General features: G+C 71.3%; 23 protein-coding genes. 12 read left to right on the top strand and 11 right to left on the bottom strand.

The window, feature by feature from the left end; translation table 11 throughout:
- Genes ASF60_RS26045 through ASF60_RS18845 form a run of 3 tightly spaced genes read right to left on the bottom strand, consistent with a single transcriptional unit; the run spans nt 1 to nt 1,528 of the window.
- Nucleotides 1-135 carry a hypothetical protein gene (locus ASF60_RS26045; protein WP_274533567.1) on the bottom strand — a complete coding sequence of 45 codons (135 nt, stop codon included), beginning with the start codon at nt 133-135 and terminating at the stop codon, nt 1-3.
- Nucleotides 132-1,172 (bottom strand): cytochrome d ubiquinol oxidase subunit II, encoded by a 1,041-nt coding sequence (gene cydB, locus ASF60_RS18850; protein WP_056188633.1) that lies wholly within the window; start codon nt 1,170-1,172, stop codon nt 132-134. Before cydB ends, ASF60_RS26045 begins: the two co-directional genes overlap by 4 nt.
- A 38-nt stretch (nt 1,173-1,210) precedes the next feature.
- On the bottom strand, nt 1,211-1,528 hold the full coding sequence (locus ASF60_RS18845) for a hypothetical protein (RefSeq protein WP_056188630.1): 318 nt from the start codon (nt 1,526-1,528) through the stop codon (nt 1,211-1,213).
- A 333-nt stretch (nt 1,529-1,861) separates the two neighbouring features.
- On the opposite strand from ASF60_RS18845, the gene ASF60_RS18840 reads away from it, so the two are divergent.
- The 3 genes from ASF60_RS18840 to ASF60_RS18830 all read left to right on the top strand — a co-directional run bounded on the left by ASF60_RS18840 (nt 1,862) and on the right by ASF60_RS18830 (nt 5,022).
- The gene (locus tag ASF60_RS18840) at nt 1,862-3,859 is read left to right on the top strand and encodes a sensor histidine kinase (protein WP_056188626.1); all 1,998 of its coding nucleotides are present in this window, start codon (nt 1,862-1,864) and stop codon (nt 3,857-3,859) included.
- Nucleotides 3,860-3,950: 91 nt separating this feature from the next.
- Nucleotides 3,951-4,649, top strand: a complete 699-nt coding sequence (locus tag ASF60_RS18835) for a peptidoglycan-binding domain-containing protein (protein ID WP_056188964.1) — start codon at nt 3,951-3,953, stop codon at nt 4,647-4,649.
- Between the two features lie 31 nt (nt 4,650-4,680).
- On the top strand, nt 4,681-5,022 hold the full coding sequence (locus ASF60_RS18830) for a DUF1491 family protein (RefSeq protein WP_056188623.1): 342 nt from the start codon (nt 4,681-4,683) through the stop codon (nt 5,020-5,022).
- Between the two features lie 37 nt (nt 5,023-5,059).
- On the opposite strand, the gene ASF60_RS18825 is transcribed toward ASF60_RS18830, so the two are convergent.
- From ASF60_RS18825 to ASF60_RS18815, 3 genes are all read right to left on the bottom strand, one after another.
- Nucleotides 5,060-6,184 (bottom strand): DUF2336 domain-containing protein, encoded by a 1,125-nt coding sequence (locus ASF60_RS18825; protein WP_056188617.1) that lies wholly within the window; start codon nt 6,182-6,184, stop codon nt 5,060-5,062.
- 288 nt (nt 6,185-6,472) lie between these two features.
- Nucleotides 6,473-8,107: a heme biosynthesis protein HemY gene (locus ASF60_RS18820; protein WP_056188615.1), complete on the bottom strand. Its 1,635-nt coding sequence runs from the start codon at nt 8,105-8,107 to the stop codon at nt 6,473-6,475.
- 126 nt (nt 8,108-8,233) lie between these two features.
- On the bottom strand, nt 8,234-10,153 hold the full coding sequence (locus tag ASF60_RS18815; RefSeq protein WP_443136782.1) for a hypothetical protein: 1,920 nt from the start codon (nt 10,151-10,153) through the stop codon (nt 8,234-8,236).
- Here ASF60_RS18815 and ASF60_RS26305 point away from each other — a divergent pair.
- Complete coding sequence (locus tag ASF60_RS26305) at nt 10,089-10,580, top strand: pentapeptide repeat-containing protein (protein ID WP_443136784.1); 492 nt, start codon at nt 10,089-10,091, stop codon at nt 10,578-10,580. The two genes, ASF60_RS18815 and ASF60_RS26305, sit on opposite strands and share 65 nt — an antisense overlap.
- On the opposite strand, the gene ASF60_RS18810 is transcribed toward ASF60_RS26305, so the two are convergent.
- Nucleotides 10,502-11,227 carry a uroporphyrinogen-III synthase gene (locus ASF60_RS18810; protein ID WP_056188609.1) on the bottom strand — a complete coding sequence of 242 codons (726 nt, stop codon included), beginning with the start codon at nt 11,225-11,227 and terminating at the stop codon, nt 10,502-10,504. The genes ASF60_RS26305 and ASF60_RS18810 overlap by 79 nt on opposite strands.
- A gap of 216 nt (nt 11,228-11,443) precedes the next feature.
- Between ASF60_RS18810 and tsaD the strand changes: the two genes are divergently transcribed.
- From tsaD to ASF60_RS18785, 5 genes are all read left to right on the top strand, one after another.
- Nucleotides 11,444-12,487, top strand: coding sequence for a tRNA (adenosine(37)-N6)-threonylcarbamoyltransferase complex transferase subunit TsaD (gene tsaD, locus ASF60_RS18805; RefSeq protein ID WP_056188606.1), 1,044 nt, complete (start codon nt 11,444-11,446; stop codon nt 12,485-12,487).
- Nucleotides 12,480-13,373, top strand: a complete 894-nt coding sequence (locus tag ASF60_RS18800; protein ID WP_056188604.1) for a GNAT family N-acetyltransferase — start codon at nt 12,480-12,482, stop codon at nt 13,371-13,373. The genes tsaD and ASF60_RS18800 overlap by 8 nt, the downstream gene beginning before the upstream one ends.
- A gap of 13 nt (nt 13,374-13,386) precedes the next feature.
- Nucleotides 13,387-14,418, top strand: a complete 1,032-nt coding sequence (locus ASF60_RS18795; protein WP_056188602.1) for an NAD(P)H-dependent glycerol-3-phosphate dehydrogenase — start codon at nt 13,387-13,389, stop codon at nt 14,416-14,418.
- A complete protein-coding gene (locus ASF60_RS18790) occupies nt 14,415-14,894 on the top strand; it encodes an opioid growth factor receptor-related protein (RefSeq protein WP_056188600.1) in 480 nt (159 codons plus the stop codon). The genes ASF60_RS18795 and ASF60_RS18790 overlap by 4 nt, the downstream gene beginning before the upstream one ends.
- A 107-nt stretch (nt 14,895-15,001) precedes the next feature.
- Nucleotides 15,002-15,418 carry an EVE domain-containing protein gene (locus tag ASF60_RS18785; protein WP_056188596.1) on the top strand — a complete coding sequence of 139 codons (417 nt, stop codon included), beginning with the start codon at nt 15,002-15,004 and terminating at the stop codon, nt 15,416-15,418.
- A 21-nt stretch (nt 15,419-15,439) separates the two neighbouring features.
- Here ASF60_RS18785 and ASF60_RS18780 read toward each other — a convergent pair whose 3' ends face one another.
- Together ASF60_RS18780 and ASF60_RS18775 are read right to left on the bottom strand one after the other, a co-directional pair.
- Nucleotides 15,440-16,099 (bottom strand): response regulator, encoded by a 660-nt coding sequence (locus tag ASF60_RS18780; RefSeq protein ID WP_056188593.1) that lies wholly within the window; start codon nt 16,097-16,099, stop codon nt 15,440-15,442.
- A complete protein-coding gene (locus ASF60_RS18775; RefSeq protein ID WP_056188590.1) occupies nt 16,096-17,580 on the bottom strand; it encodes an ATP-binding protein in 1,485 nt (494 codons plus the stop codon). Before ASF60_RS18775 ends, ASF60_RS18780 begins: the two co-directional genes overlap by 4 nt.
- Nucleotides 17,581-17,665: 85 nt before the next feature.
- Between ASF60_RS18775 and ASF60_RS18770 the strand changes: the two genes are divergently transcribed.
- A complete protein-coding gene (locus ASF60_RS18770; RefSeq protein WP_156634293.1) occupies nt 17,666-18,580 on the top strand; it encodes a DUF6925 family protein in 915 nt (304 codons plus the stop codon).
- 237 nt (nt 18,581-18,817) lie between these two features.
- A complete protein-coding gene (locus tag ASF60_RS24765; RefSeq protein ID WP_056188584.1) occupies nt 18,818-19,768 on the top strand; it encodes a hypothetical protein in 951 nt (316 codons plus the stop codon).
- Between the two features lie 180 nt (nt 19,769-19,948).
- Here ASF60_RS24765 and ASF60_RS18760 read toward each other — a convergent pair whose 3' ends face one another.
- Nucleotides 19,949-21,670, bottom strand: a complete 1,722-nt coding sequence (locus ASF60_RS18760) for a DEAD/DEAH box helicase (RefSeq protein WP_056188581.1) — start codon at nt 21,668-21,670, stop codon at nt 19,949-19,951.
- A gap of 420 nt (nt 21,671-22,090) precedes the next feature.
- Here ASF60_RS18760 and ASF60_RS18755 point away from each other — a divergent pair, with 420 nt between their 5' ends.
- Nucleotides 22,091-23,197, top strand: coding sequence for an NAD(P)/FAD-dependent oxidoreductase (locus tag ASF60_RS18755; protein ID WP_056188578.1), 1,107 nt, complete (start codon nt 22,091-22,093; stop codon nt 23,195-23,197).
- 10 nt (nt 23,198-23,207) lie between these two features.
- Here the strand turns inward: ASF60_RS18755 and ASF60_RS18750 are convergent, their stop codons facing one another.
- Nucleotides 23,208-23,633, bottom strand: coding sequence for a GFA family protein (locus ASF60_RS18750; protein ID WP_056188576.1), 426 nt, complete (start codon nt 23,631-23,633; stop codon nt 23,208-23,210).
- Nucleotides 23,634-23,666: the final 33 nt, after the last annotated feature.

The following is a 23,666-nucleotide window of genomic DNA, read 5'->3' as shown; positions in this document are numbered from 1 at the left end:
TCAGCCCTTCACGATGAAGCGCAGGGCGTAGACCAAAGCCGTGAAACTCACCAGGCTGAAGGCATAGAAGGCGACGAACCAGAGCAGCCGCTTGCCCGTCATCCGGGTCTTGGGCAGGGGCGCCGGATCGCTCAATGCCCGTAGCCTCCGATATCCTCGGCCACCTTTCCCCGGAAGACCCAGTAGGCGTAGCCCGTATAGGCAAGGGTCAGCGGCATCACCACGGAATACCCCACGAGGGCGAATTGCAGGGCGCTGACCGCGTTGGCGGCCTGCCAGATCGTGAAGTGCGGCGGCACGATGTAGGGGAACAGGCTGATCGCGAGGCCGAGGAAGCCGAGCAGGAACAGCACGATCGTCAGGAGGAATGGCGCCACGTCGCGCCCGCTGCGGATGCCCCGGAAGATGCCCCAGGCGACCAGGGCGGTCACCACCGGCACCGGTGCCACGTAGAGGATGTTCGGCCACGAGATCCAGCGCCACTGAATGTCGAGGCCGAGGAACGGCACCCAGGCGCTCACCACCGCCATCGACACGATGGTGGCGGCCAGGAACTGCAGGCTCTTGCGCCGGGCCCAGATCTCCAGTTCCCCGGAGGTCTTCATCACGCACCAGGTCGCCCCGAGCAGGCCGTAGCCGCAGACGAGGCCGATGCCGGTGAGCACGCTGAAGGGAGTCAGCCAGTCCATGGTGCCGCCGGCGAAGCCGCGACCCTCGACCTTGAAGCCCTGGACGAAGGCCCCGAGCACCATGCCCTGCGCGAAGGTGGCCACCAGGGAGCCGTAATGGAAGGCGTTGTCCCAGACGAACTGCGAGCGATCGGCCTTGAACCGGAACTCGAAGGCGACGCCGCGGAAGATCAGCGCGATCAGCATCAGGATGATCGGGATGTACAGCGCCGGCAACAGGATCGCGTAGGCGACGCTGAAGACCGCGAACAGGCCGCCGCCGCCCAGCACCAGCCAGGTCTCGTTGCCATCCCAGATCGGGGCGACGGAGAGCATCATCCGGTCGCGCCAATTGCCCTTCCGTGCCGCCGTGAACAGGATGCCGACCCCGAGGTCGAACCCGTCGATCACCACGTACATCGCCACCGCGACCGCCAGGAGGCCGGCCCAGACGAGAGGCAGCCAGAACGCGGCACCCTCGTAGTTTATTCCGAAGCCGAACATCGTCTAGCCCCCTGTCGCCTCTCGCAACATGTACCGCATCAGCGGCCCAGCCGTTCCCCGCTTTCGCCGAGCCTAGCGCGATCGGCGTGGGATTGCGCGCCGCGCCACGGGACTTTTCGATCGATCTCCGCCAGCGTGTCCCGGGATGCCGGCAGCGGCGAGGCCGCCATCCGGGCGATCTCGGCCGCGCCCTCCCGAAGCGCCGTCTCGCGAAGCGCGTCCGGCAGGGCGCCCCAGACCGCAGCCGCGGCGAGAGCCGGGTCCGGCGCGATCGGGCGACCCATCTCGGCGGAGCGCTGCAGCGCCAGCCACGACAGCACGCCGATGACCAGGCCGGCGCGGATGAGGAACGACATGGGTCCGGCCCGGGGGCGCACCGGCAGGGAGCCGGGCAGGCGCGCCCGAACACTCCGCGCTCACCGGTAAACACCCCCTGACGCCAGCGGGGTCGTTCGTCGAAATGGTAAACGCAAGCTTATCCAGGCATCGTTACGGCTATCCCAGCCTAGTGACCCGAAAACGACTATCGCACCGACCGATGATGGTTACGACCCGGAAAGCATGACGAGACAATAGGGCCGTCCTGCGCAAGACTCGCTTAAGTCGCGTCTGCGAGGTTCGGATCAGTCGAGTTTTCGTCGAGCCAAGGGGCGTCGGAGTGGCCGGTCAGGTCCGTCTCCGCGCTGTGCGTGTCGGTATTGCGTATCTACAGTGCCCTGGCGTCCCTCATTGATATCCGCCTCGCCGGACTCGTCCACGAGTCGGTGAGCGAGGAGAGCGGTGTCCGCTTCCGGCACGAGCGCTTTCTCGTGTCTCGTCTGGCCACCGGCCTGATGATGATGCTCTGCCTGCCGCCCTATCTCGTCCTGCGCGGCGTCCCGACCGGCATCGAGGCGCTGGCGATCGCGGGCCTGCTGCTGCCGATCTTCGCCGCGGTGCTGCTGTCGCGGACCGGAAGCCTGTGGCTCGCCCACGGGATCTCGTCGGCCGGTCTCACCGGCGTCGTGGTCTGCCTCGCCATGATGACGGGCGGCGCGGAATCGGCCGCCGCGATCTGGCTGGTGGCGATCCCCCTCGAGGCGGTGGTGTCGGGCTCGCGCCGGGCTACCCTGGCGGCCGCCATCGTGGCCGCCCTCGGTGCCCTCGCGGTGGCGCTGCTGCCGCCGCTCGCCGAGGGAACGCCGCTGCCGGAATGGTCGCGCGCCCTGGCCATGCCGGTCTTCGCCATCACGGCCATCGGCCACATCGCCGCCCAGGCCCTCGAACATTTCCGCCATGAGGGCCGCTGGCTCGCCCGGCTGCGCGACAACGAGCGGCGCGACCGGATGCTGCTCTCGGCGATCGACGACCTGGTGACCTGGCACGACGAGAACGGCCGCGTGCTCGAAGCCAGCGCCTCGGCCACCCGGTTCGTCGGTGCCGAGCCGACGCTGCTGCACGGCCACGGCCTGCTGGAGCGGGTCCATGTCGGCGACCGTCCCCTGCTGCTCCAGGCGCTCAGCGATGTCGCCGCCCACGGCCGCCCCGCCACCGTCCAGTTTCGCCTGCACCTCGACGCCGCCGCGATCCGCCCGGACGGGATGCGCGGCGAAGGGGTTCGCGGCGAAGGGTTTCGGGCGGACAGCCAGCGCGACGGCGCCCCGCGGGTGATCTTTGCCGAGATGCGCATCCACCGCATCGAGGGCCCGGCGACCGGCGTCAGCATTCCGGGACGGCTGCAGTCCAGCGTCGTCGCGGTAACCCGCGACGTGACCGAGCATCGCCGCCACTCCGAGGAACTGGAGCAGGCGCGGGCGGAGGCCGAGCGCGCCGACGAGGTGAAGAGCCGCTTCCTCGCCAATGTCAGCCACGAACTGCGCACCCCGCTGAATGCGATCATCGGGTTCTCCGAGGTCCTGGCGGGGGAGGGCGGCCTCGCGACCGATCCCGAGCGGACGCGCGAATATGCCGGCATCATCCGCAATTCGGGCCAGCACCTCCTCGAAGTGGTCAACACCCTCCTGGACATGTCCCGGATCCAGAGCGGCCACTTCGACTACGCGCCGGATACGCTCGATATGCGCGCCCTGGTCGAGGCCTGCTGCGATCTCATGCAGCTGAAGTTCGATCAGGCCGGGGTGATCCTGGTGCGCGATGTCGGTCCCGTGCCGGTGGAGATCACCGCCGACCTGCGCGCCTGCCGGCAGATGTTCATCAATCTGCTGTCGAACGCGCTGAAGTTCACCCCGCGCGGCGGGCGCGTGGAAGTCGGCCTGCGCTGGTCCGGCCAGAACCTCGACCTGATCGTGGCCGATACCGGGATCGGGATCAGCGCGGCCGATCTGCCGCGTGTGGGCAGCCCGTTCTATCAATGCGCCGGCGGCTACGAGCGCACCCACGAGGGCACCGGGCTCGGCCTCTCGGTGGTTCAGGGTCTCGTCGGCCTGCACGGCGGCGCCATCACTCTGGAGAGCACCCGCGGGGAGGGGACCACCTTCACCGTCACCCTGCCGCGCGCCTGCCGGGTCGCCGGCGGCAGCATCCCGACCGCGGCGATCCGGGCTCGTCCGCGCCCGCCGATGGTCGGCGGCAGCCTCGTGGCGGCCGCAGGGGCCGGGCCGGTACCGAAGCGCCGGACCATGGGACTGTTCGAATCGAGCCCGGAGCCGGTGCGCGAGAGCTACGTCCCCCTGCGGCGGGCCGGATGAGCCGCCGCCCGGATCCCCGTCACGCCGAATGTGTCGGGCATCGCGCCATGCGGTGCCCGTATCCCGTTGCGATCCAGACCGAGGAGCCATGATGCGCGAGCCGCAAGCACGCCGCGACCAGCGAGAGATCGTCGTCCCGTCCCGGAGCCGCGAAGCCCGCCCCGCCGGTCATCGGCGCCCGGCGGCCCGGGCTTCGGGCCGCTTCACGGCCTTCGGCGCCCTGGCCGCCGGTGCCGGCCGCGCCTTCCTGCGCCATCCGGGAGAAGTCGTCGGGGTCGTCGTCGTGCTCGGCGCCGTGTCGATGATCTGCCTGAATGCCCTCGGCTACCAGATGGGTCGGCACCCGGCGCCGATCTTCCCGAAGGTCGCCGCCAAGCCGGCCTTGGCCCGCGTGGCCGAGGCACCGAAGCCGGCGGTCCCGGCCGTGAAGCCGCCGGTACCGGCCTCCGAGGTCGCGCGCCCGGAGACGGTCCGGGCCGAGCCCGTGAAGGCGGAGGCGGCGCCCCGGACCACGCGTGACGGCATCGGCGATCTCATCAAGGCCGGCGAGCCCGCGGGCGCCGAGACCACCGCCTCGGTGGCGAGCCTCGGCGGCCTGTCGATCGCCCAGGCCCAGCGCGCCCTGGTCAAGCTCGGATACGGTCCCCTGAAGGCGGACGGGCTGATGGGGGCGAGCACCCGCGCGGCCCTCGAGCGGTTCGAACGGGACCGCAAGCTGCCGGTCAAGGGCGAGCCGTCCCAGCGGACGTTCCGCGAACTCGCGACCCGCGCCGGCGCGACCCGGGGCTGATCCGCCGGAAGGGCGTGCTATAGCCTCCGGCATGGCACGCCTGCGATCGGATTTCTGGGTCTCCGCCCATCTGCGCCGTCTCGGCATCGAGGGCATCGCCGCCGTCCAGCGCCGGCGCGGCTCGGCCGAGGCCGGAGCCATCTTCGTGAAGGTCGATCGCCTCGACGGCCGCGCCGATCTCTACGGCCCGGCCCCGCAATCCCTGGTCGACACGGAGGCGGATGGCGACCGGCGCTTCGTGTCGCTCCTGCAGGAGGCCATGCCGGCGGACGTGGAAGTCCGCCTCGGCAAGGAGCTGCGTTTCGACGACGATCTCTGGATCATCGAGATCGACGACCGCGCGGGCCGCCACTGCCTCGATCTCGCGGAATAGCCGGCGCTGCCTTCGTGCGGACCGGGCGGCCTCCCGATCAGCTCGACTGGCGCAGCCGGGTCGGCAGAAGGGTGCGCAGGGGCGGTCGCTCGGACGCGACCTGCTGCTGGCGCAGGCGCGGCGCGTCGGGGGCTGCGTAGGGCTGATGCGCCGTCGCGGCGGCGCGTTCCTGCGGCGTCCAGTCGAGGATCGCCGCCAGGACGTCGCGCGCGGCGGCGCGGGGCAGGGTCCGGAACAGCTTGACCAGGTTGAACACGCGGTCGACCGAGCTGGCGACGGTCTCGTTCAGGGTCAGGTAGATGTACACCGCCTCCTCCTCGTGGAGGCCGGCCGCGCGCAGGGCCACCGTCAGCAATTCATAGCGCAGTGACGGGTCGGGGGTGGCGGTAAGAAAGCCCTTGGGCAGTCCGAGCAGCTGGGTGATCGCCCCGATGAAGCCTGAAATGTCGCCGCGGGCCGAGAGCTCGGTGAGCACCGTACCCGCCTCGCGGGGTGCGGGCGGGAGCGGCCTCAGGGCTGCCGTGGCCATCATGGCGTGCCCGATCGCCTCGCGACGGGACTCGTCGGCGTAGAGGAACAGCGGGGCGACATCGGCATGCGCCAGGTCGCGCCGGGCCAGGAATACCCGGGCGAGATCGGGCCTGCGCCGGGCGCGCCCGACGAGGCGGGCCAGCATCTCGCTCGGCGGGTTCGCGGCCGGGTTCTGGGCCAGCGCCTTGTCGATGGCGGGATCGTCGCGGGCGATCAGTTCGGCGAGGGTGGCGCGGCTGAGATCGTGCCGGCTGGCAATGGCGGCGCCGATTTCGGCGCCGTCGCTCAGGGCCGCGTCGATCATGGGCTGGATCAGGATGGGGGCGCCGGCGATGACGGCGTCCCGGGCGCCGCCGCCCCGGGCGATCAAGGCCGCCAGCAGGGCGGGCGGGGTGTCGGGAAACGGCGCGAGCTTGCGGGCGACCGCCTCGGCGGTCTCATCGTCCACGATCGGGATCAGGCCGCCTGCCAGGGAGGCGAACGACGACATCGTCTTTCGGTCGCGAACCGACGCGGACAGAAAGAGGTCCGTCTGGACACGAAGGATGACGGGTTTCAGATCGAGGTTGTCGAGACGCGACAATTCGATCAGGCCGGAGAGGTCCGGCGCATCGTCGAAAGATGGGGACATGGCACTTCGGTTACGCAGAACTCGCTGATCCCGAGGATTAGCGGAATTGCGTGAACCGACCTTTAAGCACGGCGCCCCGGGAGCGTCCCTGCTTGCGCCATCCTGCTCAGGTCATCCTTGCTTGTGCTTTCGTCGATCGGGCCATGTGATCGGACCATGATCGCCAAGAGGCCCGACCGCGGGGCCGGGCTTCTGAAACCCGGCCCGGAGTTTTGGGCCGCCGAGGTTGATCCGGCCCGCCGGGGCTTGTGCGGCCCGCCGGGGCTTGTGCGGCCCGCCGGGGCTTGGCTATCCGGCCCGCCGGGGCTTGGTGGTGTCGCTCTGCGATTTCGGCGAAGGGAAAACGACCGGGGTCGCCGTGTTTCCGACGATCGGACCGGAATCCGGCTTTGCCGCGGCTGCCGCCATGCCGGCGGCCACGGGTGCCGTGCCGCTGGGGGCACTCGACGGGAACAGCACCGTCGCGGTTCGAATCTCGGTCGACGTTTCGGACTTCGGCACCGGCGTTGTGGCCGGGGACGGCGTGGACGGGGCCGGGATGGTCCCGGGTGCGGAAAGCCTGCCCTCCGTCATGGCTGGGTCCGCCTTGGGCGCGGATTCGCCGTTCGCATCGCCCTGTGCCTCTTCGGGACCGGCGAGGAGTTCGGTCGGCGTCTTCCACACGAATGCGTCCAGGCGGCCGCTGACCGGCGAGACGGGAGCCCAGGTCTCGGAGGCGATGCCGTCGGCGATCCACAGCGGGTCGCGCGGTGCGTGGGCGGCGCGCGACAGCCACTCGCGGGCGCGGCCCGAGCCGCTGCCGTGCTCGGCTTCCTCGATGCGCGCCATGGTCAGGCAGGTGCGTACGGTCGGACGGTCGGCCAGGAGCGGCGCCAGGGCATCGCGGGCCTGTCCGAATTCGCGAGCCTCGTAAGCCGCTTGCGCCATGGCGAGACGGGCTTCCGGGTGCCAGGAGGAGATCTTGGCCAGGGTTTCGGCCCGGGCCATGCGGTCGCGCACGGAATCGCCGGTGCGCAGGTTGAGGTAGGTCTTGGCGAGGTCCGGGTGCGGGCCGGTGCGCCAGGTCGCCTCGAGGATCTTGGCCGCTTTGCGCAGGTCGCCCCGTCGCACCATCAGGCGCGCCGCGAGAACCGAGGCCGGAACGAGATCCGGTGCGAGCTTGACCGCCTTCAGGACCCGCTCGGTGGCCGCTTCCGGCTCGCCCGCCTCGCGCTCCTGCGCGGCGGCGGTGAGCAGCACCGCGCGCTGGCGCCGGGCGGTGGTCTTGTCGATGAGGCCGAGGGAAGCGCGACGCTCAACCGTCTCGTTGGCGCCGCTCCAGTCGCCGTCGGCGCATTGCGCTTCGAGAACGGCCTCGTTGGCCCAGGTGACGCTGGGGGCGAGGCGGGCGGCCTCGGCCGCATAGGCGCGGGCGGAGGCATCGTCCTCGCGACGGCGTGCCTCGACGAAGAGGCCGCGCAGGCCGAGCACCCGTGTCTCGGGATCGTTGACCATGCGCTGGAAGGCCTGCTCGGCCGCCTCGCGATCGCCCGAGATCTGAGCGGCCTGCGCCTTCAGCAGCAGGGTCAGCGGCTCGGCGCCCAGCAGGCGCTCGGCATCGCTGGCGTGCCGGCGGGCGGCCAGCGGATCGCCCGACCCGACCGCCACCATGCCACGCGACAGGGCCGAGAAGCCCTTGGCCCGGCGCCGGTCGCGCGAGCCGCGCACCAGGGTCTCCGGCAGGGTGATGAACCCGCGCACGATGGCCCAGATGAAGCCGATCACGATGGCGGCGATCAGGACGCCGATCAGCCCGATGGCGAGGCTGGTGGCCACCTCGTAGCCGTTCCACACGATGGTGACGGTGCCGGGATGGTCGGCGACCCAGGTCGCGCCGTAGGCGGCAACCGCGAGAAGGGCCAGGAAGGCGAGGGCGCGCCACATGAGATCAGAAGCTCCTGGGAGGGGCGTCGGCGGATCCGGCGACACCGAGAGTCGGGGGCGGGAGCGCGTGGCGCTCCCGCGCGAAATAGGTGAGGCCGCCGGTTCGATGGATCGGCGGCCGCCGGATCAACGGGACGCGCCGGTGGCCGGCAGGCCCTTGAAGGCGTCGGCAAGCAACCCCTGAGCCGCATCCGCAGCGGCAGCCCGCGACGTCAGCTTGGTGCCGAAGTCGCCCGCGACCGCCCGGTCGGCCTCGGGCAGGGCCGCGAAGGCGGCGGCCGCCTCCTTGATCGCGCCGCGATCGAGGGCGTCCTGGACCTTCGGAGTCTCGTCCGCCGCGGCCGCGTTGGCTCCGCCGCCGGTCGCCGGTGCATCGACCCGGCGCACCTGCACGATCGACTCGGCCATGCTCATCAGCTTGGTGCCGATGTCGCCGCTCTCGGCCACGGCCTTGCTCTGGGCCGCCCGGCGCTGTGCCGCGATCTTCTCGGCGATCGGCCGGAATTCGGCCGCCAGGGTCCGGGCCGTCGGCGCGCCCTTGTCGGCGAAGACCGCCACGGCGGTCAGGCGGGCCGGGTCGCCCGGCTCGAGTCCACGCAGGGCCGCCAACGCGTCCGCGTAGGGCGCACCGGTGTTGAGGGCGGTGGCGATCCGGTCGGCCGAGACGACCCGGAGGGCCGCCTGCAGGGTCGCGGTCTCAGCCCGCTCCGAGACCGCCTTGTCGAGCCCGGCGATCTTTTCCGATTGGGCCTGAAGTTGGCGTTCCACGGCCTTCGCCGCCTCGGTCGCCTGGGTCTTGGCGGCGTCGGCCACTTTCTCGCTGGCCTGGGTCGCGGTCTGGACCGCTTCCGTCGCGGCCTGGACCCGCGCTTCGAGGGATTGCTGGAGCGCCGCCACCTTCTGGCTCAGGGCCTGCGCGGCCTCGGCATTGGCCTTGGTCTTGGCCTCGACGTCGCCCTGGAGCGCGGCGAGCTTGGGGGCGAGATCGGGGGTCGCGACCGGCTTCGGTGCGGCGTCGACCTTGCCCTCGATCGCCTTCAGGCGCTGCTCGAGGGCGCCGATCTGCGGTGCCACGGCGGGCAAAGCCGCCATCCGCGCCTCGCCGCCCTGGTCCCGCCCGGGCTCCTCCTGGAGAGCCGAGACGCGCTGGTCGAGGGCATCGAGACGGGCCGTCAGCTCGGCGGGTACGGCGGCCGGAGCCGCCGAGCCCTCGGCGGGTGCGGTTGTCCCGCCCTGGGCCGCGTTGGCCTTCTCCAGGGCCTGACGCGCCGTCGACAACGCCTCGGGCACCGCCTTCAAGGCGGTCTCGTTGGCGGCCACGCGCTTGTCGAGGCCGGTGATGGCGTCCTTGGGCGCCAAGGCGGCGATGCGCTGGTCGAGGGCGTTCAGCCGCGCGTCGTCGCCCGCGGGCAGCAGGCCGCTGCGGGCGACACCGAACAGGAGACCGGCGCCGACGACACCGCCGAGCAGGCCGGCGGTGGCCAGCGATCCGAAGCCCGGACCGCGCGCGGCAGCTGGCGCCGCCGCTGCGGCGGGAGGCGCGGGCGTGATGCGCGGCGTGGTGGAACCGGCCGGCTTCGGCGCCTCGCCCTTCGAGGGCTCAGTTTTCCAGGCGTCCGGCTTTCCGGCGTCCGGCTTTCCGGCGTCCGATTTGCCCGCCCCCGGCGCGGATTTCGGATCGCCCGGCTTCGCCCCGGCGGCCTGGGCACCCGACGCGGCACCGGCCATCCCGGCCGCGACCGTGGCGGCTGCGGCGGGCTTCGCCGGCGGCGCCGGGTCGGGAAGGCGCTTGGCCTTCAGGTCGATGATCGGCCCGTCGGTGACGGACGAACCGGGACGCCCGCCGGGCGGCGTCGAGCCGAATGCACCGGACTTCGGCGCCTCGGGCTTGGCCGTGTCCGGCTTAACGGTGTCCGATTTACCGGCCTCCGGCTTCAGGATCTCGGCCTTGGCCGCTTCGGTCTTCACGGCGTCGGTCTTGGTGCCTTCCCCAACGCTCTCCCGGGCGGCCTCCGTCTTCGGAGCCTCACCCTTGGGGGCATCCATCTTCGACGGCTCGGACTTCGGCGGCTCGGACTTCAGCGGCTCGAACTTCGGCGGCTCGGATTTGACGGGGCCGCCGGCGGACATGTCGGGCTTGGCCGACGCCTCGCCCTTCGGCGGCACGGGCTGGCCCGGCGTCGACGGCTTGGCGGGCTCGGGCGGCCGGTTGCCGGTGGGAGATCCCGGACGGTTGGCGTCGCTGTTGGGTGGTTTCACGGTTCAAGGCTCCCTTCCCGTCTCCCGCCGCCCGGCCACGCCCCGTTCGGCGCATCCGGCGCCCGGTGGGTCGTGGCTGGCGGCGCAGCTTGTTGCGCTCGTCCTAGCATCAGGGCCGCCGCCGGAGCGAGGCCCTTATCGGAATCCTGTTGGCCCGGAGGCCGGCAGACCCGCGAGGAGCGCGTCCTCGTCGGGTCGATCGGCCACGAAATGAACCGTGATCCCGGCCGACGCCAGGGGCACGGCCACGTCTGCCGACAAGCAGTAATGCATCAGAGCTGCGAAGGCTCCGCCGAGGCCGGCCGCCGTAGCGAGATCGTGCGCCGCCTGCGCACTGCGCCGCGAATAGTGAAGCACGGCGTCGAGCGCGTCCGCGCCGAGCGCCTCCGCCACGGCCTCCGGCAGCGCCGCCGCGATCCGTGCGGCATAAAGTTCGCGCGCTGCGAGCCGGTAGCCCGCGGCGATCAGGGAGGCCGCCGGCTCCGCCTTGCGCTCGGCGCCCGCCGCGTGAAGCAGGGTGGCACCCGGCTCCAGCACGGACCGGACCAATTCGGCGAGGGTGCGCGCATCGCCCGCCGCCACCCGGACATCGCGGAATCCCGCCTGCCTCGCCAGCGCCCCGGTCCGCGCGCCCACCGCGAAGATCGGGACCGCGCGCAGCCTGTCCCGGTCTTGCGCGGCGAGGGCCTGCACCGCGTTGGCGCTGGTGAGGATCAACCCGGCGAACGCGCCCTCGGGCAGCTGCGCCCCGGTCGGCGCCACGGCCAGGACCGGCGCCACCAGGGGGCGATGCCCGAGCCCGGCGAGACGGTCGCCCGTCCGCGTCGCTCCCGGTTCCGGCCGCGCCACCCAGATCCGCATCCCGCCTCGCATGTCTCGAAAACCCGGATGCATCCAATGCCGGTCCGGCGCCGGGAGGCAACCCATCGTTGCCGCGACGGGAGGCGGGCGTTAGGGTACGGGCGACCGGACGGGCCGGCGCGACCACCTTCGGCGCGCGGTCCCGTGCCTCGCTGTCCCCTCTTGCCCGCATCCCCACCCGATTCCCGCCCGCGAAACGGAAACGACCCGCCGTCCATGATCGTCCTCGGCATCGAAACCACCTGCGACGAGACCGCGACTGCCGTGGTCATGCCCGGAGAGGGCGGCCGCGGGCGCATCCTGTCCAACGAGGTCCTGAGCCAGATTGCCGAACACGCGGCCTATGGCGGTGTGGTGCCCGAGATCGCGGCCCGCGCCCATGTGGAGGTGCTCGACCGGCTCATCGAACGGGCGCTCGGCAGCGCCGGGATGAGGCTGTCCCAGGTCGACGGCATCGCGGTGGCGGCCGGCCCCGGCCTGATCGGCGGCGTCCTGATCGGCCTCGTCACGGCCAAGACCTTGTCGCTTGTCGCGCGCAAGCCTCTGATCGCGGTCAACCACCTCGAAGCGCACGCGCTCACGGCCCGGCTCACCGACGGCATCGGCTTCCCCTATCTCCTGCTCCTCGCCTCGGGCGGCCACACCCAGCTCGTGGCGGTGAAGGGGGTCGGCGATTACGTCCGCCTCGGCACCACCATCGACGACGCCATCGGCGAGGCGTTCGACAAGGTCGCCAAGCTGCTGGGCCTCGGCTATCCGGGCGGCCCCGAGGTGGAACGGCTGGCCGAGACCGGCGATCCGGAGCGCTTCGCCCTGCCGCGCCCGATGATGGGGCGGCGCGAGGCCAATTTCTCCCTGTCCGGCCTGAAGACCGCCCTGCGGATCGAGGCCGAGAAGCTGGCCCCGCTCTCCTCCGTCGACGTGGCCGATCTCTGCGCCAGCTTCCAGGCGGCGGTGGTCGATGTGGTGGTCGACCGCCTGCGGGTGGCGATGCGCGACTTCGCCTCCGTGGCCGGCCATCCGACCGCCCTGGTGGCGGCGGGCGGTGTCGCCGCCAACGGGGCGATCCGCCGGGCGCTCACCACCCAGGCCGGCGAGGCCGGCCTCGCCTTCGTGGCGCCGCCTCTGGCCCTGTGCGGCGACAACGGCGCCATGATCGCCTGGGCGGGCATCGAGCGCCTGCGCCTCGGCATGGTCGACGACCTGACCGCGCCCGCTCGCGCCCGCTGGCCCTTCGCGGAGCCCAAGGCGGTTGCCTGAGGCCGAACGGGCGCGCTGGCGCGACCTCGTCGAGCGGCGCCTGCCCGAGGCCGTGCGGCCCGGCTGGCCGGTGCGGGCGGATCACTGCTTCGCCCGCATCCTGCTCGACAACACCTGCGGCGCACCCTGGCGCGAGAGCGTGAAGGCTCCCGCCTGGGCCAACCTGTCGGGCGACCAGCTCGCTGCCGCCATCGGTCTCGGCGAGGCGGTGCTGGCGGGCCGGGCGGATCTCGGCTGGCTGAACCGACGCTCGCTGGCCCTGCGGGACAAGCTGCGAGCGCCTGGGCCGGACACGCCGACGATCGCACCGCCGCCGGAACAGCTTCGCGACGGAAGCCTCGTTCTGCGCCGCTGGCAGGCGGGCGACGAATCCCGCCTCGCGGCCCTCAACGCCGATCCCGAGGTGATGCGCCATTTCCCGGCGCTCAAGGATGCAGCCGCCAGCGCGGCCGAACTGCGCTCGCTCGAGCGTCGGTTCCGCATCGACGGGTTCGGTCCCTGGGCCGTCACGATCACGGGGGGCGCCTGCATCGGACTTGTCGGCGGCGCCCGGCTGATGCGGCCGATGCCGTTTCCCGGCGGCGATCGGCCCGGCGAGACCGTCGAGATCGGTTGGCGCCTCGTGCGCTTGGCCTGGGGCCAGGGCATCGCGACCCGGGCGGCCCGGCTCGCCCTCGGCGATCTGTTCGGCCGCTGCGGCCTGTCCGACATCGTGGCTTTCACGGCCGAGGGGAACGTCGCCTCGCGGCGGGTCATGGAACGCCTCGGCATGCGGCCGGCGGGCGGCTTCGCGCACCCGGCCCTGCCCGAGGGGCATCCGCTCCGGGCGCATCGCCTGTATCGTCTGTCGGCGGTGGTCGGCGAAACGCCGGACTCGGGTGCTTGAAGAGGTTTTGCGCATGAGCGGGCTCGACACGGCGACCCACCGCGACTCCGGCCCCGGCCCTGACGTCGGCGTCGTGGGCGGTGGCGCCTGGGGCACCGCCCTGGCCAACGCGGCGGCGGCGGCGGGCCATTCCGTCACCCTATGGCTGCGCGACGCCGCCATGGCGGCGCGGCTGGAGCAGGCTCGGGAGAACGCGCGCTACCTGCCCGGCGTGCCCCTGCACCGGCGCATCGTCGCCACATCCGATGCCGGCGCCCTGAGGGCGGCCGGAACCGTCCTGATGGTCACGCCGGCCCAGACCCTGCGCGGCGTGCTCACCGAACTCGGCCCGGCCTTCGCGCCGGGGGCCGCGATCGTGCTCTGCGCCAAGGGCATCGAGCGCGGCAGCGACGCCTTCATGAGCGAGGTGGCGGTGGAGGTGCTCGGCGTCTCGGCGCCGGTGGCGGTGCTGTCCGGCCCGAGCTTCGCCGCCGATGTCGCCCGCAACCTGCCCACGGCCGTGACCCTGGCGGCCTCGGATTCGCGCTTGGCGGCCCGCCTGGCCGGCACGCTCTCGGGGCCGACGCTGCGGGTCTATCACACCGACGACGTGCGCGGCGTCGAGATCGGCGGGGCGGGCAAGAACGTGCTCGCCATCGCCTCCGGCATCGTCGCCGGGCGCGGTCTCGGCGACAGTGCCCGCGCCGCCCTCATCGCCCGGGCCTTCGCCGAACTCATGCGCTTCGCCCGCGCCTATGGCGGCCGGCCCGAGACCCTCATGGGCCTGTCCGGCCTCGGCGATCTGGTCCTGACCGCCTCGTCGCCGCAATCGCGCAACTTCACCTTCGGCGAGCGCCTCGGCGCCGGCGCCTCGCCCGAGTCGGCCTCCGGCGGCAAGCTCGCCGAGGGCGCCTTCACCGCCGCCGCCCTGGTCGATCTCGCCCGTAAGCGCAGCATCGAGATGCCCGTGGCCGAAGCCGTGGCGGCCATCGTTTCCGGCGGGGCCAGCGTGGACGGCGTCATCGCCGCCCTGCTGGCGCGGCCTTTGCGGGGAGAAGCCGAATGAGCCAGTACCCGATCCTGGCCTTCCTGGCCGGCACCGGCCGGGATGACCCCGGCAGAGACGGTGCCGGACGCACCCTGCGCGACATCCTGGCCTTCGACGACGCCCATATCGAGGGTGTGCACGATTACATCCAGTGGTGCTTCCCCCTGCACGAGGCGAGCCTGGCGGTGCCCGGCGCGCCGGTGCTGAGCCGGGCCGAGGCGGAGGCAATCCGAAACGATCCGGCGGCCCTGTCGGGCCTGCGCGCCGCCCTCGGGCGGATGACGCGGTTCTATGCCGAGACGGAGGGCTGGCTGCGCAGCCACGACCACAACCATCTGCGCATCACCCGCATTCTCTCGGCGGTGTCCGACCTTCTCGGTCCCGAGGCGGCGGCCGAGTTCCACGCCTTCGTCAACGCCCGCAACGCCGGGGCCGGCGCGCCGGTCAACGGGCCGAGCCTGCGCTACTGGGACAACGCCTTGCGCCGGGCCTGACTGCCACGCTGAGAAAAGCGCCGGGCCTGACGGCCACGCTGGTAAAGCGGGCGGGCCTGACGGCCACGCTTGTCTCGTGTATGGAGCCGGCGTCTCCGGAGAAGCGCATGGCCTATTGGCTCTACAAGTCCGAGCCCTCGACCTGGTCCTGGGATCAGCAGGTCGCGGCGGGGGCCACCGGCACCCACTGGAACGGCGTGCGCAACCACGTCGCCAAGAAACACCTGATGGCCATGGAGGTCGGCGAGCGCGGCTTCTTCTACCACTCGAACGAGGGCAAGGCGGTGGTCGGCATCGTGGAGGTGATCCGGCCCTACTACCCAGATGATTCCGACGAGACCGGCCGGTTCGGCATGGTCGACCTGCGCGCCGTCGAGGCCCTGCCACGAGCCGTGACCCTGGAGGCGATCAAGGCCGAGCCGCGGCTCGCCGCCATGGTGCTCGCCAACAATTCGCGCCTCTCGGTCCAGCCCGTCACCGAGGCGGAATGGGCGATCGTGCGGGAGATGGGCGGCCTCGGCTGAGCGTCCGGGGGGACGCGGCCCTCAGCCCTGGCGCTGCGCCTGCGTCACCGCCACGTGGATCAGCTCCGCCAGCGTGCGCAGACCGAGCTTCTGGCGCATCAGCGAGCAGGCGTTGGTGATGGTCTTGTAGCTCACCGACAGGTCGCTCGCGATGGCGCCATACGACTTGCCCTGGGCGAGGCGTTGCAGGATCTGCAATTCGCGCGGCGTCAGCTGGGTCTCGGGCGTGCGCTTCGGGTCGGTGCGCAGCATCGCCACTTCGGTGGCGAGGCGCGGGTCGAGGTAGGGCCGTCCGGATCGGACCCGCTGGAACGCCTCGAACAGCTCGCCCGAGGCGTGGTCCTTCAGCACGTAGCCGAGGGCGCCGGCTTCGAGCGCACGCGAGACGATCACCGGATCGTTGTGCATGCTGAAAACGAGGATGCGGACCGCCCGGTTGGCGTTGCGCATCCGCCGGATTAGTTCGAGCCCGGCAAGGCCGCTGCCCTGGAACGTCAGGTCACAGATCACCGTGGTGGGACGCAGGCGCAGGAAGCTGCGATAGGCCGCGACCACGCTGGTGGCGTCGATGATCCGTTCGATCCCCGCATCCTCGAGCACCCGGCGGCAGCCCTGGAGCACGATCGGGTGATCGTCGATGACGAGGGTCGGCGCCTCGGCGGTGGTGGCGATCGCGTTCATGCGCTGGGAATCGGACTCGGGTCGACGTCCCGCTCATCATCGAGCGGAATCATGATCCGCACAACTGCGCCGGGCTGGTCATTGTCAAGCCTGAACGTGCCCCCGAGGGCTTCCACCCGCTCTCGCATCCCCGAAAGACCGAGGCCGAGGCTGTGGTCGGCCGGGATGCCGGTGCCGTCGTCATGCACCGTCAGGCGCAGGACCCGGCCGGCCGGCGCCGCCTCGTCGCGAACCTGCACGGTGACGTTCCGGGCCCCACCGTGCCGCACGGCGTTGGTCATGCTCTCCTGCATGCAGCGGAATACGGTCAGGTCGGTCACGTCGCCGTAGCCGCGCGCCAGGCCCTCGAAGCTCCCGGCAAACCGGGTCCCGGTGTGGCGGCGCCGGAAATCGCGTAGCAGCAGGTCGAGGCATTCGGTCAGCGGCACCTGCCCGAGGGCGTGCGGCCGCAGCCGGTTGAGGAGTTCGCGGTTCCGGGTCTGGACCTGACCGACGATGCTGGCGATGTCCTGGGCGCGCTGCTTCAGCCGCCCCCGGTCCGGTGGGGCCTCGGCCTCGGCCATGCGGACCACGGAGGCGGCGGTCGCCTCCAGGGCGAAGAGACAGGGGCCGAACTCGTCATGCAGTTCCAGCGCGGTGCGGCGGCGCTCGTCGTCCTGCGCCGACAGCAGCTGGCGGTTGAGCCGCCCGTTGGCGGCCCGGGTCTCCGCCAGCGCCTGGGCCACCCGGTTGAACCGGGTGGCGATGGCGGCGAGTTCGCGCGAGGCCGGGGGCTCCATCCGCACGGTGTAATCCTGCTGTTCGAGCTGGATCAGCCCCTCGGCGAGGTCGGTCAGCGGCGCCAGCACGCGGCCGAAGGCGACCGTGAGGGCGGCGAGCAGCCCCAGGCTGAGGCACAGGCTGGCGAGTGACAGAGAGAGCGCATAGACCCAGACCTCGTCGATCTCGTCGTGCGGCTGGGTGGTGATGCGCGCGGTGCCGATGCGCTGGCCCTGGGCCACGATCGGCAGGTCGTGCTCGCGAATCGCCGGGGCGATCAGGGCGGCGAACCAGGCCGGCGCGGCGTGCTGTTCGTGCCGGACCCGGCCGAGGCCGCCGGTGACGACCTTGCCGGCGGCGTCGAGCACCGTGACCCGCACGTGGCGCAAGTCGTGGATGCGCAGGTTCAGAGTCTGGAGGATGCCGGCCGGCGGCCCCGCCTGGGCGAGATCGATGGTATCCGACACCAGAAGCTCGACATTCGTCATCGCGGCCTGCATCTCGACCTCGACGGCGGAGCGGGCGTTGACGACGATCACCGCGCAGGACACCAGGGCGGCCAGGACATCGATCGCCAGCACCAGCACGATCATCCGGGTCCGTGTCGGCCAGGAGGCCCAGAACGGACGGCGGCCCTCGTCCGCCGACGCTGCGGGCGAGGCGGCGTTGCGGTGAGTCAGGCCCCATCGGGACCGGGGCGCGGAGGCGGCGTCGTGAGGCATGGAAACCGGGGTTCGACCGTCGGACGGGTGGCGCGGAGCTGCCCCGCCCTGTGTAGCCGACCCGGAGCGCGATGGCATGGGGCCGATGCCGATGTCTGAACGGCCCGATCTTGACGGGGTCGCCGAACTCGTCACGGGCGCGCTGGCCGATCCCACGGCGACCTGGACCCTGGGCGGGTTCGGGGCGCTGGCCCGCTTCAGCCGCACCGGCGACGAAGCCGCGACCCCGCTCGCATCCGGACGCCTCGGCCTCGTCACCCCGCGGGGCGGCATCGCCCTCGACCCGGCCGGGGCGATCCCGGTCGCCTACGAGACGGCCTTCGCCGGGGGCTGGAGCCATGCCGTCGCCTTGTGCCGGCCGGCGACGCTCCATCCCTGGCCGGGGTCCCGCCCGATCGCCGAGGCGGGTCGCGACCCGAATGCACTCCGGCCCGAAAATCTTGGGGACAACTGGTTCGACCTCGGCCTCGACCTCCCCCAGGGGCGACTCCGCCTGCGCTCGGCCGATCCGGATGCGCTCAGAATCCTCCGCGCGGCGGTCGGCCGAAACCTTCGTGACGATCCCGGATTCTGGCGTGACCTCGACGCGATCCCGATGGTCGACCACGTGGTAATTACGCCCCTCGGCCGCATCGAAATCTTCGGCGGGTCGGCCGGCGCGTCCGACGGACCGCGCGTCTTTCTCGTGCCGAAGATGCTCGCCCTCGGGCGAACGCACCCCGCCACGGCCACGATCCCGGCCGGCCTGCTGCCGGTCGCTCTCCTGGTGCCGCCCCATCCCTGCGCCTCGCCGGAGCGGGCCTTCGATCCCGCTCGCCACGCGGACTTCCAGGCGATCCTGGCCCGCTGGGGCGCGCCCGATCTCGTCGCCCTGAAAGCGCGGCTCGCCGCCGGCGAGGCTCCGGCGACCGGCACCACCAATCGCATCACCCGGAACATCGCCCGGGTGGTACGACTCCAGGCCGAGGCGATGACGATTCGGCACGGGACCAAATTCTGATCTGAGAAGTTCTGAGCCGATACGCGTCGTTAAACCTCTTCGGGTTATTCAGATTCGCGACGTGTCCCGTCCTATCCTCTGCAAGGCGGAGGCTCAGGACATCTTCATGCCCCATTGCGCGGTCTTCTTCGTTGCACGCCGGTGCCGTTCGTCTGCGGTCGCCGCGCGGATCGCGTCGCGTGATCGACCGGCCACGGTCAACACCCATGTTCCCCAGCGTGCGAGATGTCTGAGACCATGATGTCCGTGACGATCGACCCTTCCGAGACGCGGCGCCCCGCGAGTCCGGCGCCACGCCCATCCCACGTGAACCTCCGCATCGTGCTTCTGTCGAGCCTCGGCGTCCTCGGTCTGGCGGGTTTCGGGGTGCTGGCCTTCACCACCCTCGGCGATCTCGCCGGCCCTCAATTCACCCGCCCGTCGCTGGCGAAGATCTCCGCCGCTTCGCCGGTGACCAAGCACTCCGCGTCCGAATGGCCGGACCTGCGCGACGGCGTTCCGGCACTGGCCCCGTCTCAGCCAAAAGCCGCCGCACCGGCCCCGGCACTCGCCATCGCGGCGCCTGCGAAGGTCGAGCGTCTTCCGGCCGCAGCAACGCCTCTCGTGGTTCAGGCCGCCGTCAAGCCGCCGGAGCCGCCGTCCTTGCCAGCCTCGGCGCCCGTGGTTCAGGCCGTCGAGGTCAAGATCCCCGAGAAGCGGTTGGAAGTCGCCGCCACACAGAAGCCGGTCCGTCTACCGCCGATCGAGAACGCTGCGGTGCTGCCGCCGGCTCGTCCGGCCTCGCTGATTCCAGCGACACGCACGGCCGCGGTCATCGCGCCGCTTTCCACGGAGACGACCCGGTCACGGGCGACGAACGGCATCTTCACCGCGCTTCCGCCCGAGCGTGAGACGACCCTGCGCAAGCCCGTCGCCACCGCGGCCGCACCGCATGCCAAGCCTGCCGCTGCCAAGACCGCCGCTGCCAAGACCGCCGCTGCCAAGCCCGCCGCCGCCAAGCCCGCCGCCGCGAAGGTGGCGTCGGCCGCCGCGCCCGAGGCGATGCCTGCCAGTGCAGCCGCCGAGGAGTCGGAGCAGACGGAACTCTTCGGCCTGAAGGTGCCGTCCCTGGCCCCGGCCGGACGAAAAATCGCCGAAGGCGTCGAAGCGCTCGGGAACGCCGTGAAGAGCCTGCCCGATCACTTCTGAGGGCGATCGCCCGGATCTTGCTCACATCGGTCGCCTCACCTGGTCCGGGTCAGGACCAACGACTCGATCGAGTCTACCGCCAAGCACCCACAGGGCGCCCATTTCGTATCTTGCGAAGCCCTCCGCCCGGGACGCCTGATCGTCGCCGAACGAGGCGCCCAATGGGCGCCTCCTGCCGGTTCAGCGAGGCGCGCGGCTGGTCCGCGGCTTCTTGGCGATCTCGCGCTCGTGGCGGGCGCCGCGCGGGCTCTTGAAGGCCTTCGCCCCCTTCTCCTCGCGATCGGGCTCACCGCCTTCGAGCAGGGGCTCCACCTGTATCTCGGGCGAACCGTTCTTGGCGAAGGTCTGTGCGAAGCGCGAGGCGGCACCGCCCCGGACCTCGAACTTGGTCTCGCGGTCGAAAATCCGGATCGCTCCGATTTCCTGGCGGCCGATATTGCCGCGCCGTGTCAGCATCGGCAGGAGCCGGCGCGGATCGGCATTGTCACGGCGGCCGAGATTGAGCCGGAACCAGACCGATGGTCCCTCGGCATCGATTCGCGCCGTATCAGCGGGATCGTACACGGGCCGAGTCTTGCGCTCGGGGCCGGCGCCCGGATCGGTGACATCCTCGGGGGCGGGCAGGCGCGAGCGATAGATCCGCGCCAGGGCGGCGGCGAGTTCCTGAGGCGTGCGCTGGCCCATCAGGGTCTCGGCCATCGCCAGATCTTCCTCGGCCGGAGCCTCGGTGAAGATCGGATCCTGCCACATGCGTTCGCCGTCGAGGCGGCGGATCTCGTCGGCGGTGGGCGGACCGGCCCACTCGAACGAGACCTTGGCGATCATCAGCATCTGCTCGGCCCGGCGCCGCTTCGAGGCCGGGATCAGCAGCAGGCTGGTGCCCTTGCGGCCGGCACGCCCGGTGCGACCCGAGCGGTGCTGCAGCACCTCCGCGTCATGCGGCAGGTCGGCATGGATCACCAAGCTGACGGTGGGGAGATCGATGCCGCGCGCGGCGACGTCTGTCGCTACACACACCTTGGCCCGGCCGTCGCGCAGGGCCTGAAGGGCGGCATTGCGCTCGCCCTGGCCGAGTTCGCCCGAGAGCGCCACGGCCGAAAAGCCGCGTTCGGTGAGCACCGCCTGGAGATGGCGCACCGCGTTGCGCGTGTTGCAGAAGATGATCGCGGTCGGCGCATCCATGAAGCGCAGGGTGTTGACCACCACATGCTCCAGCTCGCGCGGCACGACGCGGATGGCCTTGTAGGTGATGTCCGAGTGACCGCGCTCCTGACCCTTTACGGCGATGCGCAGGGCGTCGTTCTGGTAGCGCTCGGCAAGCGTCGCGATGGCTTTCGGCAGGGTCGCGGAGAACAGCAGCGTGCGCCGCTCCTTCGGGGTCACCGACAGAATAAATTCAAGGTCGTCGCGAAAGCCGAGGTCGAGCATCTCGTCGGCCTCGTCGAGGACGACGGCGCGCAGATCCTGAGTCGCGAGGTTGCGCCGCTCCAGGTGGTCGCGCAGGCGTCCCGGGGTGCCGACGACGATGTGGGCGCCGTCGTTGAGCTGGCGGCTCTCGCGACGCGGGTCCATGCCGCCGACGCAGGAGATGACGCGGGCGCCGGTCTCGGCATAGAGCCAGCTCAGTTCGCGCTCGACCTGAAGGGCGAGCTCGCGGGTCGGCGCGATGACCAGGGCGAGGGGAGCACCGGCGGGGCCGAAGCGCTCGGCCCCGTCAAGCAGGGTCTCGGCGAAAGCGAGGCCGTATGCCACGGTCTTGCCGGAGCCGGTCTGGGCCGAGACGAGAAGGTCTCGTCCCTGGGCTGCCGCCTCGATGACGGCGCTCTGCACGGGCGTCGGGTCTTCGTAGTCGCGCGCGGTCAGCGCTCGGGCGAGCGGGGCCGGCAGGGTGGGGAAGGGCACTGTGACGGAAGCCTTAGGGGGCAAGCAGGCGAAACACGCGCCGGGGAGGGCTCGCGACAGGGCGCGATCGTCTCCGAGCCGACGGGATTCCGACCTCGAACGGTTACGGATGGTTCGCCTTGTAGCGGGAACTGGGTCGCAGCGCCATGACCGTGCGTGCATGCCCGATGCTGGCTCCGCGCGCGTCGGCGCCCGAGCAGTCGCGCGCCTCCGTGCTCAGGCAGTTGCCCGATGATCATCGATCGCGATGACCCGAGGGTAAATGGCCCGAGGGTATCTTGTGCGGAGCGGATCGATCGGGCACCTGATAGCCGGTACGGACGATGGGTCGAGGGCCAGCGTTCCGCGCCCTGTCCCTGGCGTCGACATCGTTCTGGTGGACGTCTTCCCCGTCGATCTTCGCTTCATCGGCTGGCCGTGATGGAAATCCTTGTCGTCGGTGCCGGTATCGTAGGACTGGCCGTGGCCCGGGCGCTGGCGATCCGCGGCCATGCCGTGGTCGTGGCCGAGTCCGAGGCGTCGATCGGCACTGGCATCTCGGCCCGGAATTCCGAGGTGATCCACGGTGGGATGTACTATCCTCCCGGCTCGCTGCGGGCGCGCCACTGCGTGGCCGGGGCGGCGATGCTCATGGCCTTCTGCGATAGTCACGGCGTGCCCTATCGGCGTTGCGGCAAGCTCATCGTCGCCACCGACGAGTCGGAGCGAGCGGCCATCGCCACGATCCTCGACCGCGGTGATGCCAACGGCGTTCCCGGTCTGGCACTGATCGACGGCGCCGAAGCCCGCGTCCTCGAACCGAATCTCGCCTGCGTCGCCGCCCTGCACGCGCCGGGCACCGGCATCGTCGACAGCCATGCCCTGATGCTGGCCCTGCAGGGTGACCTGGAGGATGCCGGCGGGGCCGTCGCCTTCATCAGCCCTGTGACTCGAATTTTGCGGATTCCCGAAGGCTGGCGTGTGACCGTCGCCGGTGAGGATCTGGTGTTCGACGCGGTGATCAATGCGGCCGGACTTGGCGCCCAGGCACTTGCCCATCGGGTCGAGGGCTATCCCAAGGTACAGATCCCCCGTCAGGTTCTGGCGAAGGGCAGCTATTTCGGCTGCACCGGGCGACCGGCCTTCTCGCGCCTGATCTACCCGGCGCCCGTCGAGGGCGGCCTCGGCATCCACCTGACGCTCGATCTGGCCGGGCGCATGCGCTTCGGCCCCGACGTGGAATGGGTCGACCGCCTCGATTATAGGGTCGATCCCGCCCGCGCCCAGGCGTTCGCGCAGGCGATCCGACGCTACTGGCCGGGCCTTCCCGATGGGGTACTGACGCCGGATTACGCGGGCATCCGCCCGAAACTGACCGGACCCGGTGAGCCGGCCGCCGATTTCCGTATCGACGGCCCGGCCGAGCACGGATTTTCCGGCTTAGTCCATCTCTTCGGCATCGAGAGTCCGGGCCTGACCTCAAGCCTCTCCCTTGCGGAGGACGTGGCCGACCGTCTCGTCGGGGCCGAAAGCCGCCATCCCGTCTAAGGACTGGTGGCTAAGCCTCCGGGACGAAACGGAGCGTTCCGGCGCGGCGAGTCGTTCCGCCGGTGTCGCTCGGATGGTTCACGCCGTCGAAGACCGGCATTTCGGGAAAGTCGAATGGGCTGACTCCGTCGAGGCAGGCCACGTTGACGCCGTACTGGTGCGAGTTCGATCGGCGTTGATGATGCGTATAGATCCCGCAGCGTGAGCAGAAGAAGTGCTGCGCCGCGCCGGTGTTGAACCGATAGCGCGTCAGCAGGTCCGCCCCTTGCAGGATCTCGACGCCGCCGCCCTCAGCCGAGACCACAGCGGCCCCGCGCATCCGACAATACGAGCAGGTGCAGCGCCGGATTGTGCCAAAGCCGTCGCTCAGCGTCGCCGCGAAGCGAACGCCTCCGCAATGACATTGCCCGAAAAATCGATCCGACCCATCCGGCATGTTGATTCGATCCTCGACCGCCGGACGCGATCT

It is taken from the genome of Methylobacterium sp. Leaf113 (genome assembly GCF_001423325.1).
Taxonomy (GTDB): domain Bacteria; phylum Pseudomonadota; class Alphaproteobacteria; order Rhizobiales; family Beijerinckiaceae; genus Methylobacterium.
The sequence above is the reverse complement of the archived record's forward strand: the minus strand, read 5'-3'. Positions and strand labels throughout refer to the sequence as shown.